Consider the following 13,882-nt stretch of genomic DNA (forward strand, 5'->3'; position numbering starts at 1 on the left):
GGCCGCGCCGCCCGTGGCGTCGCGCGCGGCCGCCGCCGGAACCCCGACCTTCGCCGGCGTCTATTCCCTCAGCCGCCAGGGCTTCGTGGGCGATGTCCTGGGCCGCAGCCAGGGCGACCGCAGCCTGGGACTCACCACGGCGGTCGCGCCCCAAGGCCAGGACATGGCGGCCTTCGACCTGGCCGGCCTGGAGGAGGGCGCGCGCCGGCTGGCGACGCCGGGCTATGTCGGGGTGCTGTTCTTTCCGGTGGCCTTCTCGGCCCTGGCCTCAACCGAGCTCGGCCCGGCCTATCTGCAGGCGCTGAAGGCCCTGCCGGCTGACCGCCGCAATCAGTTGGCCGCCGAGGTCTATGACCTGCCAAACCAGCCCAGCGCGCGGGCCCTGCAATGGCTGTCGGCGACGCTCGCGCCGCATGTGTCCTATATCGACCTGCGCCTGACCGACGCGGACTTTCCGGTGACGAACATCAAGGCCGGGTCGCTGTCCGGCGGAACCCTGGTCCTGCCTGACGGCGCGCCGGAGCTGCGCCGGGCGGTGGTCAGCCGCTGGATGACCAGCCGCACAGAATGGAAGGAGCGCAGGCTTTTGACCTCGCTGTCCAACCTGCGCACCGCCGACGAGATCCGGACCGCAGGCGTGCTGCAGATCCCCTTCGTCAGCGGGCCGGCGGTGTCGGCCGTGGCCGCCACACCCTTCGGCGGGACGTCACGGCCGGTGAGCGGCCTGCCGGCCTAGGCGACCTTCACCCGGGCGGTGCTTTCCGGCAGGTCCTGGCCGAAGGCGCGCTGGAAGAACTCGGCGACGGTGCCGCGTTCCAGCTCATCGCACTTGTTCAGGAAGGTCATCCGGAAGGCCAGAGCGATGTCGCCGCCGAAGATCTCGGCGTTCTGGGCCCAGGTGATCACGGTCCGCGGGCTCATGACGGTGGAGATGTCCCCGTTCATGAAGGCGTTGCGGGTCATGTCAGCGACCCGGACCATGGCGGCCAGGGTGCGCTTGCCCTCGGCGCTGTCATAGTGCGGGCACTTGGCCAGCACGATGGCGGCTTCCACGTCGTGGGCCAGGTAGTTCAGCGTGGTCACGATCGACCAGCGGTCCATCTGACCTTGGTTGATCTGCTGGGTGCCGTGATAGAGGCCGGTGGTGTCGCCCAGACCGATGGTGTTGGTCGTGGAGAACAGCCGGAAGAACGGGTTCGGGCGGATCACGCGGTTCTGGTCCAGCAGGGTCAGCTTGCCCTGGGCTTCCAGAACGCGCTGGATCACGAACATCACGTCCGGACGGCCGGCGTCGTATTCGTCGAACACCAGGGCGATCGGCCGCTGGATCGACCAGGGCAGGATGCCTTCCCGGAATTCGGTGATCTGCTTGCCGTCCTTCAGGACGATGGCGTCCTTGCCGACCAGGTCGATCCGGCTGACGTGGCTGTCCAGGTTCACCCGGATCAGCGGCCAGTTGAGGCGCGCCGCCACCTGTTCGATGTGCGTCGACTTGCCCGTGCCGTGATAGCCCTGGACCATCACGCGGCGGTCGAAGGCGAAGCCCGCGCAGATCGCCTTGGTGGTTTCAGGATCGAACTTGTAGGCCGGGTCGATCTCCGGAACGTGGGCGTCGCGCGTGCTGAAGGCAGGCACGGTCATGTCCACGTCCACGCCGAAAGTCTCGCGAACCGAGACCTTCTTGTCGGGAACCAGCGCAAGCAGCTTGTCGTCTTGGGTGTCGGCGAAGGAAGTCATGATGATCGTCGATTACAGGGTTACGCGCCCGATGCAAACGGGTGTTTGATGGGGAAAAGCCCCAAAAGCGGGATGGGGTGATCGAGGGAGCACAACGTCATGCTGACCGCGTCGGCCGCCACCTATCGCCACATCCAGGTCTATCCCCAGGACGAGGGCTTCGGCGCCGAGGTTGTCGGGGTCGATCTGTCCCGCCCGCTGCTTCCCGAGGTGCTGAGCGAGGTCAAGGACGCCTTCGCCCGCCATTCGGTGTTGAGCTTTCCAGACCAGCCCCTGAGCCTGGACCAGCTGGAGGCCTTCACCCTGCAGATCGGCCGCTTTGGCGTCGATCCGTTCATCGCCCCCATGCCGGGCCACCCCAATGTGCTGGAACTGCGCCGCGAGCCCGACGAAAAGGCGACCAACTTCGGCGCCGGCTGGCACTCGGACTGGAGTTTCCAGGCCGAGCCGCCGGCCGCCACCCTGCTGCATTCCCAGGTCGTCCCGCCGGTGGGCGGCGACACCCTCTTCGCCGATTGCGCGCGGGCCTATGACGACCTGTCGCCTGGCATGAAGACCATGCTGGGCCGCCTCAAGGCCGTGCATTCGGCCGGTTTCGCCTACGGGACCAAGGGCGTCTTCGCCCGTGAGACCGAGAAGCGGACGATGAAGATCATCGTCTCGGCCGAGGCCGACAAGTCGATCACCCATCCGCTGGTCCGCACCCACCCGGTGACCGGCCGCAAGTCGCTGTTCATCAGCCCGGTCTACGGCAACGGGCTCGAGGGCTTCTCGCAGGAAGAGAGCCGGGCGATCCTGGGCTTCCTGTTCCAGCACATGACGTCGGACACTTACGTCTACCGCCACAAGTGGAAGCCCAACATGCTGCTCATGTGGGACAACCGCTGCACGGTCCACTTCGCCGAGGGCGGCTATGACGGCCACCTGCGGGTGATGCACCGCACGACCGTGGCGGGGGACACGCCGGTCTAGGGGCGCGCCACCGCCAACCACCCGCGTCATCCTCCGGGCGCCCGGAGGGCGATCCGGGGGACCCATGCGGCGGGTCAGGTTCTGGGAATCGGCTTGGGTCCCCCGGATCCTTGCTGGCGCAAGGCCCGGAGGATGACGTTCAGAAGTGGTTGTCATCCCGGCCGCAGCGAAGCGGAGAGCCGGGACCCATAGACACCGATCTCTCTGGACAGCCCAGCGCGTATGGGTCCCGGACAAGCGCTGCGCGCTTTCCGGGATGAAACCCTGGACCGCTACGCTAGGCGGCTAGGCCAACTTCGACTTCTTCAGCAGCTGGTAGGCCTTGATCACGCGCTGGAGCTTGTGCTCGGCCGAGCGGTCGCCGCCGTTGGCGTCAGGGTGGCAGCGTTTCACCAGTTCGGTGTAGCGGGTGCGGATCTTGGCGGCGTCGGCGTCTTCGTCGAGATCGAGGTCGGCCAGAGCGTTGCGTTCGAGCTTACCCAGGCGTCGGCGCTCGGGCGCGTTGGCGGCGGAGGCCGCGCCGCCGCCGTTGCCGAACATGTTGAAGGGGTCGGCGAAGCCCTGGCCGCGGCCGAAGCCGTGGGCGGCCGCTGCGGCCTCGCGGGAGAACTTGGAGGCCTTGAACTGCCAGGTGGGGCGGTCGCCAGCGGCGCTCTGGGCCTGGCGCTGGCGGATCTCGCCCTCGCTCATGCCGGCGAAGAAGTTCCAGTTGCGGTTATATTCGGCCGCGTGCGGCTGGCAGAACCAGTAATGCTCATTGAGCATGTCGCGGGATTTGGGCGCACGCGCCGTCGCCGCCACCCGGCAGCCCGGGTGGTCGCAGGCCCGCTCGCCGGGCTTCAGCGCATAGACATCATCGGTCTGCGCGGCCTCCTCGGCGGAGGGCGGTCGGACCCGGATATCCACGAACTTCGGTTTGTATTGAAACGCGCGCGCCATGTCCCAAGTATGGTGCGGTCACCGACCCTTTCAAGAATTGAAGATTGAGCCGATGGGCGCCATATTTGAAGCCATTCAAACCAAACTGACCGCGGCCTTTTCGCCCAGCCGCCTGGAAATCCAGGACGACTCGTCCCGACACGCCGGCCATTCCGGCGCCCGGGAAGGCGGCGAGAGCCATTTCAATATCGTGATCGAGGCCGAGGCCTTCCAAGGCGCCGCCAAGGTGGCGCGCCAACGAATGGTCTACAAGGCCCTGGCCGAGGAGCTGGCGGGACCCGTCCACGCCCTTTCGGTCAAGGCCTTGGCGCCCGGAGAGGCCTGAGCCCTCCGAACTAAAATTGGGAATCGGACGCCGGCAAAACGGCTGTCACGCGCTGGGGAGGCGTGCTGTTGAAGACGACCATCACTGTGAACGGGCAGGCGAGGGCGCTCGACCTTGATCCCCGCACCACCCTGCTCGACGCCTTGCGCGAGGAGCTGGACCTGAAGGGCACCAAGAAGGGCTGCGACCACGGCCAGTGCGGCGCCTGCACCGTGCTGGTGAACGGGGTCCGCATCAATTCCTGCCTGTCCCTGGCCGTCATGCACGACGGCGATGCGGTGACGACCATCGAAGGGGTTGGCACGCCCGACGCCCTGCACCCGATCCAGCAGGCCTTCCTGAAGGAAGACGCCTTCCAGTGCGGCTACTGCACGCCAGGCCAGATCTGCTCGACGCTCGGCATGCTGAAGGAGGTCGCGGACAACTGGCCGAGCCAGGCGACTGAGGATCTGGCCGCCAAGATCGAGCTGACCGACGCCGAGATCCGCGAGCGGATGAGCGGCAACCTCTGCCGCTGCTCGGCCTATCCACAGATTCTCGCGGCGATCCGCAGCGTGGCGGAGGCCGGCGCATGAGGCCCTTCACCTACGAACGCGCGACGGACGTCGAGGGCGCAGTCCGCGCCGTGGCGGGCAATCCCGACGCCCGCTTCCTGGCCGGCGGCACCAACCTGCTCGACCTGATGAAGCTGGAGATCGAGCGGCCGACCCATCTGGTGGATGTGGGGCGTCTGCCCCTGTCGGCCATCGAGGCGACGGCTGAGGGCGGTCTGCGCATCGGCGCCATGGCCACCAACAGCCAGGTGGCGGCGGACGCGCAGGTGCGGGCGCTCTATCCGGTGCTGGTCCAGGCCATCGTGGCCGGCGGCTCGGCCCAGCTGCGCAACAAGGCCAGCGTGGGCGGCAACCTGGTCCAGCGGACCCGCTGTCCGTACTTCTATGACACCACCAAGCCCTGCAATAAGCGGGTCGCGGGCTCCGGCTGCTCAGCCATCGACGGCCTGAACCGTAGCGCCGCCATCCTGGGCGCCAGCGAGCACTGTGTCGCCACCCACCCGTCGGACATGGCGGTCGCCCTGTCGGCCCTGGGCGCGGTGGTGGAGACGGTGGGCGCCAAGGGCCAGACCCGCAGCCTGTCTGTCGACGCCCTGCATCGCCTGCCGGGCGACACGCCGCAGATCGAGACCGAGCTGACCGCCGGTGAGCTGATCACCGCCGTGGTCCTGCCGCCGCCCCCTGCGGGCGGGCAGGTCTATCGCAAGGCCCGCGACCGCGCGTCCTACGCCGGGGGCTTGGCCATGGCCGCCGTGGCCGGAAACCAGGTCGCCCTGGGCGGCGTGGCGTTGAAGCCCTGGCGGGCGCTGAAGGCCGAGGCCGCCTTGGCCGCCGGCGCTTCGCCGTCCGAAGCCGCCAAGGCCGAACTGGCGGATGCTGAAGACCTGGGCCGCAACGGCTTCAAGATCACCCTGACCGCGCGGCTGGCCGCCGCGGCGATCACCCAAGCCCAAGGGGGCGAAGCATGAGCTCCATCGCAGACTGGGCCACGCCCAACCCCGTCACCGAGAACCGCTCCGGCCTGATCGGCAAGGCGGTGGACCGCTATGAGGGGCCGCTGAAGGTCACCGGGACCGCGCCCTACGCCTATGAAGTCGAGGCGCCGGAAAAGCCGGTGCATGGGGTGCTGGTCACCTCCTCCATCGCCCGCGGCCGCATCGCCTCGGTCGACACCAAGGCCGCTGAGGCCTCGCCCGGCGTCCTGTTGGTCTGGACCCACGAGACCGTGCCGCCCCAGGCGCCGCGCGGCCACAAGGCCAACCCGCGCAGCCAGCGGGCCTCGGCCCCGGCGCTCGAGAACCACGAGGTGCTCTATTTCGGCCAGAGCGTCGCCTTCGTGGTGGCCGACACCCTGGAGAACGCCAAGGCCGCGGCGGCCCTGGTCAAGGTCGAGTATGACGAGCTGTGGGCGGTGGTGGACTTCGCCGCCAGCCTGGGCCTGGCCGAGGATCCGCCCGGCGAACAGGACGTCCGCGTCGGCGACTTCGAGGCGGCCTACGCCAAGGCCCCGGTGAAGCTGGACGAGACCTATACCAGCCCGATCCAGAACCACGTCCAGATGGAGCCCTGCGCCACCACCGCGTGGTGGGACGGCGACAAGGTCACCGTCAACACCTCGATCCAGATGGTGAAGGGCGGGCAGCACGCCCTGGCCGAGACCCTCATGATCGCGCCGGACAACGTCCACCTGCTGACCCGCTATATCGGCGGCGGGTTTGGCGGCAAGGGCCAGTCCTATGACGACCTGGTGCTGTCGGCCCTGGCCGCGCGGGCGCTGGGGCGGCCGGTGAAGGTGGCCTATACCCGACAGCAGATGATGCTGGGCACCATCCACCGCCCGGCGACGATCCAGCGGGTGCGGCTGGGGGCCAATCCGGACGGCCGGCTGACCGCCTTCGCCCTGGACGGCTACACCCATTGCTTCCGCGAGCAGGTGTTCACCGAGCACTTCGCCAACTTCGCCCGCGCGCTCTATGCGGCGCCCAACCGGCTCACCGGCCACAAGCTGGTGAAGATGGACATCCCGCCCGCCGGCCCCATGCGGGCGCCCGGCGAGGCGTCCGGCATGCTCAGCCTGGAAGTGGCCATGGACGAGCTGGCCGAGCAGCTGGGGATGGATCCGATCCAACTGCGGCTGATCAACGAGCCGGAGCGCGATCCTGAGACCGGCAAGCCGTTCTCCGTGCGCCAGCTAGCCCGCTGCATGACCGAGGGCGCCGAGCGGTTTGGCTGGAGCCGGCGCAATCCGACCCCGGGCCAGGTCCGCGACGGCCGCACCTGGATCGGCATGGGCATGGCTGCGGCCATCCGCGCCGACTATCTGCTGCCGGCCAAGGCGGGCGTGCGGATCACCGCCGACGGCACGGTCACCCTGCTGCAGGGCATGACCGACATCGGCACCGGCACCTATACGATCCTGGCCCAGATCACCGCCGAGACCCTTGGCGTGCCCCTGTCCCAGGTGAAGGTGGAGATCGGCGATTCCAACCTGCCGCCGGCGCCCGGCTCCGGCGGCCAGTTCGGCGCCTCGACCGCGGGCTCTGCGGCGCTCGACGCCGGCATGAACCTGCGCAAGGCCCTGACCGAGCTGGCGGTGGGTGATCCCCGCTCGCCGCTCTATGGCGGTCCGGCGGACTTCGTGACCTTCGCCAACGGCAATATCGCCATCGAGAACCGCTCGGAAAGCCTGGCGGCCCTGGTGGCCCGCGCGGCGCCGGAGGGCGTCTACGCCGAGGGCTCCATCGTCCCGCCGGCCGACCGGCGTGACGTGTCGTTGCACACCTACGGCGCTCACTTCGCCGAGGTGGGGGTGGACATGGACACCGGCGAGGTGCGGCTGCGCCGGATGTTCGGGGTGTTCTCCTGCGGGCGGATCCTCAACGCCAAGACCGCCAAGAGCCAGATCACCGGCGGCATGATCTGGGGCGTCGGCACGGCTCTGACCGAGGTGAACGCCATCGACCCGCGCTATGGCTCGCTGATCGGCCAGGACGTCGGCGGCTACCTGATCCCCGCCCATGCTGACATCGTCGAGCTGGACTCGATGTTCCTGGATGAGGCCGACGACAAGGCCAATCCCATGGGCATCAAGGGGGTGGGCGAGCTGGGCATCTCGGGCGCCGGCGCGGCCATCGCCAACGCCATCTACAACGCCTGCGGCGTCCGGCTGCGGGACTATCCGATGACCCCGGACAAGGTGCTGGCCGGGCTGGTGGCCAAGGGGCTGTAAACGAACTTCTCCTCCCCCATGAAATGGGGGAGGGGGAGGACTAGCCCTTCACCGCCAGGCTCTCGAGCACGCGGCGGAGATCTACTTCGCGGAAGGGCTTTTGCAGGACCGGGGAGGCGCGGTCGACGTCGCGGAGGCCGGCGTCGCCATAGCCGGTGGCGAAGGCGAAGGGGGCTCCCTTTTCGCGCAGCAGGTCGGCGACCGGGAAGGTGGACTGGCCGCCCAGGTTCACGTCCAGCACGGCGCAGTCGAGTTCGGCGGTCTGGGCCAGGGACAGGGCTTCATCCAGGCGAGCGGCGGGGCCGACCACATGGCAGCCCAGATCGCCCAGCATGTCCTCAATCAGCATCGAGACCATCATTTCGTCTTCGACGACCAGGACCCTGAGGCCGGCCAGCTGGGCGGGGATGGTCATTCAGTGCTCTCCACGAGGTCGAGGGGCAGCTCCATGCGGCAGCAGAGCCCTTCGGGACGGTACTCAAGTCGGACATCGCCGGCCAGTTCGCCGGCCAGGCCGTCCTCCAGCAGGCGGGCGCCGAAGCCGCGGCGGCTGGGGACGGGCACCGGCGGACCGCCGGTCTCGATCCAGTCCAGCACCAGCCGACGCTGGCCGTCACGCCAGGTGCGATGGGCGCGAAGGGTGATGCGGCCGGTGGGCGTCGACAGGGCCCCGTACTTGGCGGCGTTGGTGGCCAGCTCATGCATGGCCATGCCCAGGGCCACGGCGGCCTTGGGCTGCAGGTGCAGGTCGCCGTCGCCCTCGACGGTGAAGCGGGGATCGCGGGCGCCGCCGTGCGGCCGAAGCTCGGCGGCCAGCATGGCCAGCAGGCTGGCGGACCGCCAATGGCGCTCGGTGAGCAGGTTGTGGGTCTGGGACAGTGCCAGCAGCCGGGCTTCGAAAGCCTCCTGGAACCCGGCCAGGTCGGGGCTGGTGCGCAGGGTCTGGCGGGCGATGGCCTGAACCGAGGCCAGGGTGTTCTTCACCCGGTGGTTCAGCTCGTTGATCAGCAGCTGGCGGCGGTCCTCGGAGCGCTTGCGCTCGGTGATGTCCAGGGAGACGCCGGCCATGTGGCGCACGCCGCCATGGTCCGCGGTCTGAGCGGCGCGGCCGCGGGCGTGGATCCAGCGCTCCTGGCCGTTGGGCAGGGTGATCCGGTACTCGACGTCATAGTCCTCGCCCGAGGCGATGGCGGCCTCCATGGCGGCCTGCATGCGCGGGCGGTCCTCGTGGTGGATCGCGGCCACCAGGTCCCCGAAGCCGAAGGCCTGGTCCGGGCGATAGCCGTAGTTGGCCTTGCAGATGTCCGAGGCGATGTAGGCCTGGGTTTCCACGTCGAGCTCCCAGGAGCCCATGCGGCCGGCGTCCAGGGCGAACTTCAGACTGGCGAGGGCCTGCGCGTTCTCGGCGGCCGCCAGGCGAGACTGGGCCTCGCTCACCGCCAGAGCGGCCTCGGCGCGGGTGCGCTCGGCCAGTTCCCGGCGCGAGGCTTCCTGCAGACGGCGTGTCTCGATGGCGACGGCGGCCTGGGCGGCCACGCCGACCAACAAGGTCTCCAGCCGGGCGGTGAACCGGCCCGGATCGGGATGGCCAAAGAACAGCCCGCCCAGCACCTCTCCGGCGCGGCTGATCACCGGGGCGGCCAGGTAGCTGCGCACCGGCAGGTGGCCCTTGGGCATGCCGAAGTGCGGCGCGGAATGGCCATAGCGGGGATCGGCGGTGATGTCGTCGGAGCGCACAACCCCGACACCGTCGAAGGTGGGGGCGAAGACGGCGGTCTTGCTTGGGGTGGGATAGCCCTCGAAGGCCGAGGGCGGCGCGCCGGCCAGGCTGTAGAGCATCAGGTGCTCCCCGGCCTCGTTCTCGACCTTGTAGAAGAAGGCCCCGAATGCGGCTCCGGTCAGCTCCACGCCGCCGTTCACGACCGCCTGGACGACCTGCTCAAGGTCGTCTCCGACGGCGATGGCCACGGCGATCCGGTTGAGGCTGTCGGCCCGGCGCATTTCCTCCGCCGCAGTGTCGAGCGCGGAGGCCTCCGTCACGTCTTTGATATGACGGGCGAGGTCCGCCACCCATTCCCCCCAAGTCTTGCCCCGGTCCCTGGATGGCTGAACGCGTCCGGGGCCTTGAGTGTTCCGGCCGCGGAGAAGTTTTTGCGGTCGTCATCACGCTGCGCCCGGAATGAGCACTTGGCAATGGGGGGCTTCAGGCCTCCTGCGAGGTCTCCAGCGGCGGGGAGATGCGCAGGGCGGTGATCTGGTTGCGGACCCGCTTGACCACCTGGAAGCGGTGGCGATGGAAGATGAAGGTCTGACCGATCTTGGGGATGGTCTGGGCCTCGTGGATGACCAGGCCGGCGACGGTGACCGCCTGGTCGTCGGGCAGGTCCCAGTCCATGGCGCGGTTGAGGTCGCGGATGGCCACCGAGCCGTCGACGCTGACCCCGCCGTCGGCCTGCTTGCGCACGCCGGGCAAGGAGGTGTCGTGCTCGTCCTCGATCTCGCCGACGATCTCTTCGAGGATGTCTTCCAGGGTCACGAGGCCCTGCAGGGCGCCGTACTCGTCCACCACCAGGGCGAAGTGGGTCTGGCGCTTGAGGAAGGCGTTGAGCTGGTCCTTGAGGTTCGTCGTCTCGGGAATGAACCAGGGCTCGCGGGTGATCTTGGCCAGATCCAGGCTGTCGATGGCGCCGTCGGCCTCGGCGATGGCGTGCAGCAGGTCCTTGGCGTGCAGGACGCCGATGATGTTCTCCGGGTCGTCCCGGTAGAGCGGCATGCGGGTGTGATCGCTGTCGAGCACGGCGGCGACCAGTTCGCGCGGCGGCAGGTCGGCGTCGATCATGGCGATGGACATGCGGTGGACCATGACCTGGGCCACGTCCATGTCGGACAGGTCCAGCACCCCGCCCAGCATGCGGCGGTCGCGTTCCTCCACCAGGCCTTCGGAGTGGTGGTACTCCACCGCGCCGCGAATCTCCTCGTGGGCGGCCAGGACGTCGACGGCCATGTCCAGCTTGACCCCGAACAGGCGCAGGGTGCGGCGGACGATGAACTGGATGGTGTAGATCACCGGGCCGAACAGCCGGACCACCAAGAGGGTGGGGCCGGACAGGAAGCGGGCCACGTCGTCCGAGCGCAGGATGGCCAGGGTCTTGGGCAGGACCTCGGCGAACACCAGGACGAGCACGGTCATGATGGCGGTGGAGGCCGCGACGCCCAGGGCGCCGGGGAAGGCCGCGGTCAGCACCGTCGTTGTCAGGGCCGAGGCCAGGATGTTGATCAGGTTGTTGCCCAGCAGCACCGCCCCGATCATCGTCTCCTGGTCGGAGATGAGCCGGTTGACCCGCTTGGCGGCGCGGTCGCCTTCGCGGTCGAGCTGGTGCATGCGGGCGCGGCTGGCGCCTGTGAGCGAGGTCTCGGCCGCTGAGAACAGGGCCGACAGGGCCAGAAGGCCAAAGACAATCGGAGCGAGGGCGATGATCGCGCCCATCAGCTGGCTCCCTCAAGCTTCAGGAAGGCTTCGACAGCGGCGGCGTCCACGTCCTTGGCGACAAAGGTGTCACCGAGGCCTCGGGCCAGGATGAAGGTCAGGCGTCCGGCCTCGGCCTTCTTGTCCTGGGCCATGTGGCGGACCAGGGCGTGAGCGTCGAAGGGGACGGGCGCGACGTCGGACATCCGCACCGGCAGGCCGGCGGCGGCGATGGCGGCCTCGGCCCGGGTCGCGTCCTGGGTTGAGCACAGCCCTTGCGAGGCGGAGAAGCGGAAGGCGATGGCCGAGCCGGCGGCCACGGCCTCGCCGTGCAGCAGGGCCTCGCCATAGCCGGTCTCGGCCTCGAGCGCGTGGCCGAAGGTGTGGCCGAGATTCAGAAGGGCGCGGCGTCCGGCCTCCTTCTCGTCGGCGACGACGATCTCGGCCTTCATCTCGATGGAGCGGGCGACGGCGTGGGCCAGGGCCTCGGGCTCGCGGGACAGGACCTGGCCCGCGTGGGCCTCCAGCCATTCGAAGAAGGCGAAGTCGCCCAGCAGGCCGTACTTGATCACTTCGGCGTAGCCGGCGCGCATCTCGCGCTGGGACAGGGTGCCGAGCACGTCGAGGTCGGCGAGCACCAGGCGGGGCTGGTGGAAGGCGCCGATCAGGTTCTTGCCCCGCGGGGTGTCGATGGCGGTCTTGCCGCCCACCGAGGAGTCCACCTGGGCCAGGAGGGTGGTGGGGATCTGGATAAAGTCGATGCCACGCTTGTAGATCGAGGCCGCGAAACCCGCGAGGTCGCCGACCACGCCGCCGCCGAAGGCCACGATCAGGTCGCCGCGGTCGAGCTCCAGGGCCAGCAGGCGGTCAGAGACGTCGGCCAGGCCCTCGAAGCTCTTGGTCTGTTCGCCCGGCGGCACGATGACGGCCGGGCAGGCGATGCCCGAAGCCTCCAGCGAGGCGGTCAGCGCCGCGCCATGCAGCGCCCAGACGGTCTCGTCCGAGACGATGGCGACGCGGGCGCGCTTCAGGAACGGGCGAATACGCTGGCCGGCTTCTGCCAGGAGGCCTGGACCCACCACCACGTCATAGGCGCGGTCGCCCAGCTCGACGGGAACGATGCGGGTCATTTGGCCTCCAGATAGGCGCTGATCGCCCGGATCACCTGGTCCACCGCCACATGGTGGGCGGTGTCGCCAGTCTCCACGGTGACATCAGCCTCGGCATAGACAGGATAGCGGACCTCAGCCTGGGCCTTGAGCACGTCCATGGGATCCTTGCCGGCCAGCAGCGGGCGGTTGTCCTTGCGGCCCACGCGCTTGGCCAGGACCTCCAGATCGGCCTTCAGCCAGACGGAGATCGAGCGCGCCTTGATGAGGGCCCGGGTCTCGGCGTTCATGAAGGCGCCGCCGCCGGTGGCCAGCACATGCGGCGGCTCGTCCAGCAGGCGGGCGATGACCCGGCGCTCGCCCTCGCGGAAGGCGGCCTCTCCCAGGTCGGCGAAGATCTCGGGGATGGAACGACCGGCCGCGGTTTCGACTTCTGTGTCGGCGTCGCGGAACGGCATGTCCAGGGCGTTGGCCAGCCTGCGGCCGACACTCGATTTCCCGACCCCCATGAGGCCAACGAGGGTGATGGTGCGGGCGCGCAGCGGGTCGTAACGGTCCATGAACGCGCAAGGCTTACACGACCAGGGCCGCTCGCGCCAAGCGCGCAGGCTGGATAGGATGGTGAGATGACCCGTCTGAAGCTTCCTCTCGGCGTCCTCGGCGCCGCCGCAATCGCCCTGCCGGCCGCCGCCCAAGCGCCGGAAGCGGCGCCGCCGCCGGCCCCCGTGGCGGTCGCCGCCCTGGCCGCCCCGGACTTCTTTTCCGCCGCGGGCCGCGACACCGGGCTTGGCGCCGACCTGTGGAAGGGCGCTTCGCCCCAGACCCTGAAGACCGTTCTGCCCCTCGTGGCGGCCAAGCCCCTGTCGCCCGCCGCCCAGGCCCTGGCCCGCCGCGTGCTGGCCACCGGCGCCAACGGCCCCGGCGAGGCTGGCCGTGATCCGGCGCTGGCCGGCCAGCGGATCAACGCCCTGATCGCCCAGGGCGGGGTAAAGGAAGCCGCCGAAATCCTGTCCAAGACCTCGGGCCTGGACCAGAGCCCGGACCTGTCTCGCGCCGCCGCCGAGCTGGCCCTGCTGTCCGGCGACGCCGACCGGGCCTGCCAGGTCGGCGAGGGCCTCGCGACCGGCCGCGACGATGTCTACTGGGTCCGCCTGCGGGCCTATTGCCAGGTCAAGCGCGGCGAGGTCGGCGCGGCCCAGCTGACCTTCGACCTGGCCCAGGGCGAGGCCAAGGACGCGGTCTATGGCCGGCTGATGGGCGTGCGCCTGTCGGGCGCGGGCAATCCCGGCGCGGCCTCCCTGCGCAACGGGCTGGACGTCGCCCTGTCGCGGGACCTGGGCCTGGACCTGTCGGCGGCGGTTCCGTCCCCGGCCGTGGCCGCGGCCCTGACCCCGAAGGACAATCCCGAAGCCGTCTGGCCAATGGAGAGCGGTCCCGGGCCGGTGCGCGCCGCCCTGGCCGCCCTGGCCTCTGGGGACCTTGCCACCGCGCGGACGATGCGCGCCAGCCTGACCGAGGCCGACACCGCCGCGGCGGGCGCCCTGGACCTGG

Annotated in this window: 13 protein-coding genes and 1 pseudogene; 7 read left to right on the forward strand and 7 right to left on the reverse strand. The window is 69.5% G+C overall.

Going from position 1 to position 13,882, the window contains the following annotated elements; all coding sequences use genetic code 11:
• The coding region (locus ACFQ27_RS18905) for a hypothetical protein (RefSeq protein ID WP_377354678.1) at nt 1-736 on the forward strand (736 nt) is incomplete at its 5' end.
• Here the strand turns inward: ACFQ27_RS18905 and cobS are convergent.
• Nucleotides 733-1,737 carry a cobaltochelatase subunit CobS gene (gene cobS, locus ACFQ27_RS18910; RefSeq protein WP_374348260.1) on the reverse strand — a complete coding sequence of 335 codons (1,005 nt, stop codon included), beginning with the start codon at nt 1,735-1,737 and terminating at the stop codon, nt 733-735. The two genes, ACFQ27_RS18905 and cobS, sit on opposite strands and share 4 nt — an antisense overlap.
• Nucleotides 1,738-1,836: 99 nt before the next feature.
• Here cobS and ACFQ27_RS18915 point away from each other — a divergent pair, with 99 nt between their 5' ends.
• On the forward strand, nt 1,837-2,709 hold the full coding sequence (locus ACFQ27_RS18915) for a TauD/TfdA dioxygenase family protein (protein ID WP_377354679.1): 873 nt from the start codon (nt 1,837-1,839) through the stop codon (nt 2,707-2,709).
• A 285-nt stretch (nt 2,710-2,994) separates the two neighbouring features.
• On the opposite strand, the gene ACFQ27_RS18920 is transcribed toward ACFQ27_RS18915, so the two are convergent.
• Complete coding sequence (locus ACFQ27_RS18920; RefSeq protein ID WP_374348255.1) at nt 2,995-3,648, reverse strand: DnaJ domain-containing protein; 654 nt, start codon at nt 3,646-3,648, stop codon at nt 2,995-2,997.
• A 52-nt stretch (nt 3,649-3,700) separates the two neighbouring features.
• On the opposite strand from ACFQ27_RS18920, the gene ACFQ27_RS18925 reads away from it, so the two are divergent.
• The 4 genes from ACFQ27_RS18925 (at nt 3,701) to ACFQ27_RS18940 (ending at nt 7,756) form a co-directional block, all read left to right on the forward strand.
• Nucleotides 3,701-3,973, forward strand: a complete 273-nt coding sequence (locus ACFQ27_RS18925; protein ID WP_374348253.1) for a BolA family protein — start codon at nt 3,701-3,703, stop codon at nt 3,971-3,973.
• 68 nt (nt 3,974-4,041) lie between these two features.
• Nucleotides 4,042-4,548, forward strand: a complete 507-nt coding sequence (locus tag ACFQ27_RS18930) for a 2Fe-2S iron-sulfur cluster-binding protein (RefSeq protein ID WP_374348250.1) — start codon at nt 4,042-4,044, stop codon at nt 4,546-4,548.
• Nucleotides 4,545-5,495: an FAD binding domain-containing protein gene (locus tag ACFQ27_RS18935; RefSeq protein ID WP_377354680.1), complete on the forward strand. Its 951-nt coding sequence runs from the start codon at nt 4,545-4,547 to the stop codon at nt 5,493-5,495. The genes ACFQ27_RS18930 and ACFQ27_RS18935 overlap by 4 nt, the downstream gene beginning before the upstream one ends.
• Complete coding sequence (locus ACFQ27_RS18940) at nt 5,492-7,756, forward strand: xanthine dehydrogenase family protein molybdopterin-binding subunit (protein ID WP_377354681.1); 2,265 nt, start codon at nt 5,492-5,494, stop codon at nt 7,754-7,756. The genes ACFQ27_RS18935 and ACFQ27_RS18940 overlap by 4 nt, the downstream gene beginning before the upstream one ends.
• A gap of 40 nt (nt 7,757-7,796) precedes the next feature.
• On the opposite strand, the gene ACFQ27_RS18945 is transcribed toward ACFQ27_RS18940, so the two are convergent.
• The 5 genes from ACFQ27_RS18945 to ACFQ27_RS18965 all read right to left on the reverse strand — a co-directional run bounded on the left by ACFQ27_RS18945 (nt 7,797) and on the right by ACFQ27_RS18965 (nt 12,891).
• Nucleotides 7,797-8,171: a response regulator gene (locus ACFQ27_RS18945; RefSeq protein WP_374348337.1), complete on the reverse strand. Its 375-nt coding sequence runs from the start codon at nt 8,169-8,171 to the stop codon at nt 7,797-7,799.
• A complete protein-coding gene (locus ACFQ27_RS18950) occupies nt 8,168-9,826 on the reverse strand; it encodes a sensor histidine kinase (protein ID WP_377354682.1) in 1,659 nt (552 codons plus the stop codon). Before ACFQ27_RS18950 ends, ACFQ27_RS18945 begins: the two co-directional genes overlap by 4 nt.
• Nucleotides 9,827-9,959: 133 nt before the next feature.
• A complete protein-coding gene (locus tag ACFQ27_RS18955; protein WP_374348342.1) occupies nt 9,960-11,243 on the reverse strand; it encodes an HlyC/CorC family transporter in 1,284 nt (427 codons plus the stop codon).
• A complete protein-coding gene (gene aroB / locus ACFQ27_RS18960) occupies nt 11,243-12,352 on the reverse strand; it encodes a 3-dehydroquinate synthase (RefSeq protein ID WP_377354683.1) in 1,110 nt (369 codons plus the stop codon). Before aroB ends, ACFQ27_RS18955 begins: the two co-directional genes overlap by 1 nt.
• A complete protein-coding gene (locus ACFQ27_RS18965) occupies nt 12,349-12,891 on the reverse strand; it encodes a shikimate kinase (RefSeq protein WP_374348347.1) in 543 nt (180 codons plus the stop codon). Before ACFQ27_RS18965 ends, aroB begins: the two co-directional genes overlap by 4 nt.
• Before the next feature lie 66 nt (nt 12,892-12,957).
• On the opposite strand from ACFQ27_RS18965, the pseudogene ACFQ27_RS18970 reads away from it, so the two are divergent.
• A pseudogene (locus ACFQ27_RS18970) lies at nt 12,958-13,882 on the forward strand (hypothetical protein); the annotation flags it as partial.

Origin of the sequence: Phenylobacterium conjunctum (assembly GCF_042679085.1) — a bacterium.
GTDB lineage: Bacteria > Pseudomonadota > Alphaproteobacteria > Caulobacterales > Caulobacteraceae > Phenylobacterium > Phenylobacterium conjunctum.

Bases quoted from the DNA above. Each gene is read 5' to 3' on its own strand.
- ACFQ27_RS18915 (WP_377354679.1), top strand. From the start codon at position 1,837: ATGCTGACCGCGTCGGCCGCCACCTATCGCCACATCCAGGTCTATCCC.
- ACFQ27_RS18935 (WP_377354680.1), top strand. From the start codon at position 4,545: ATGAGGCCCTTCACCTACGAACGCGCGACGGACGTCGAGGGCGCAGTC.
- ACFQ27_RS18940 (WP_377354681.1), top strand. From the start codon at position 5,492: ATGAGCTCCATCGCAGACTGGGCCACGCCCAACCCCGTCACCGAGAAC.
- cobS (WP_374348260.1), bottom strand. From the start codon at position 1,737: ATGACTTCCTTCGCCGACACCCAAGACGACAAGCTGCTTGCGCTGGTT.
- aroB (WP_377354683.1), bottom strand. From the start codon at position 12,352: ATGACCCGCATCGTTCCCGTCGAGCTGGGCGACCGCGCCTATGACGTG.
- ACFQ27_RS18925 (WP_374348253.1), top strand. From the start codon at position 3,701: ATGGGCGCCATATTTGAAGCCATTCAAACCAAACTGACCGCGGCCTTT.
- ACFQ27_RS18945 (WP_374348337.1), bottom strand. From the start codon at position 8,171: ATGACCATCCCCGCCCAGCTGGCCGGCCTCAGGGTCCTGGTCGTCGAA.
- ACFQ27_RS18965 (WP_374348347.1), bottom strand. From the start codon at position 12,891: ATGGACCGTTACGACCCGCTGCGCGCCCGCACCATCACCCTCGTTGGC.
- ACFQ27_RS18955 (WP_374348342.1), bottom strand. From the start codon at position 11,243: ATGGGCGCGATCATCGCCCTCGCTCCGATTGTCTTTGGCCTTCTGGCC.
- ACFQ27_RS18920 (WP_374348255.1), bottom strand. From the start codon at position 3,648: ATGGCGCGCGCGTTTCAATACAAACCGAAGTTCGTGGATATCCGGGTC.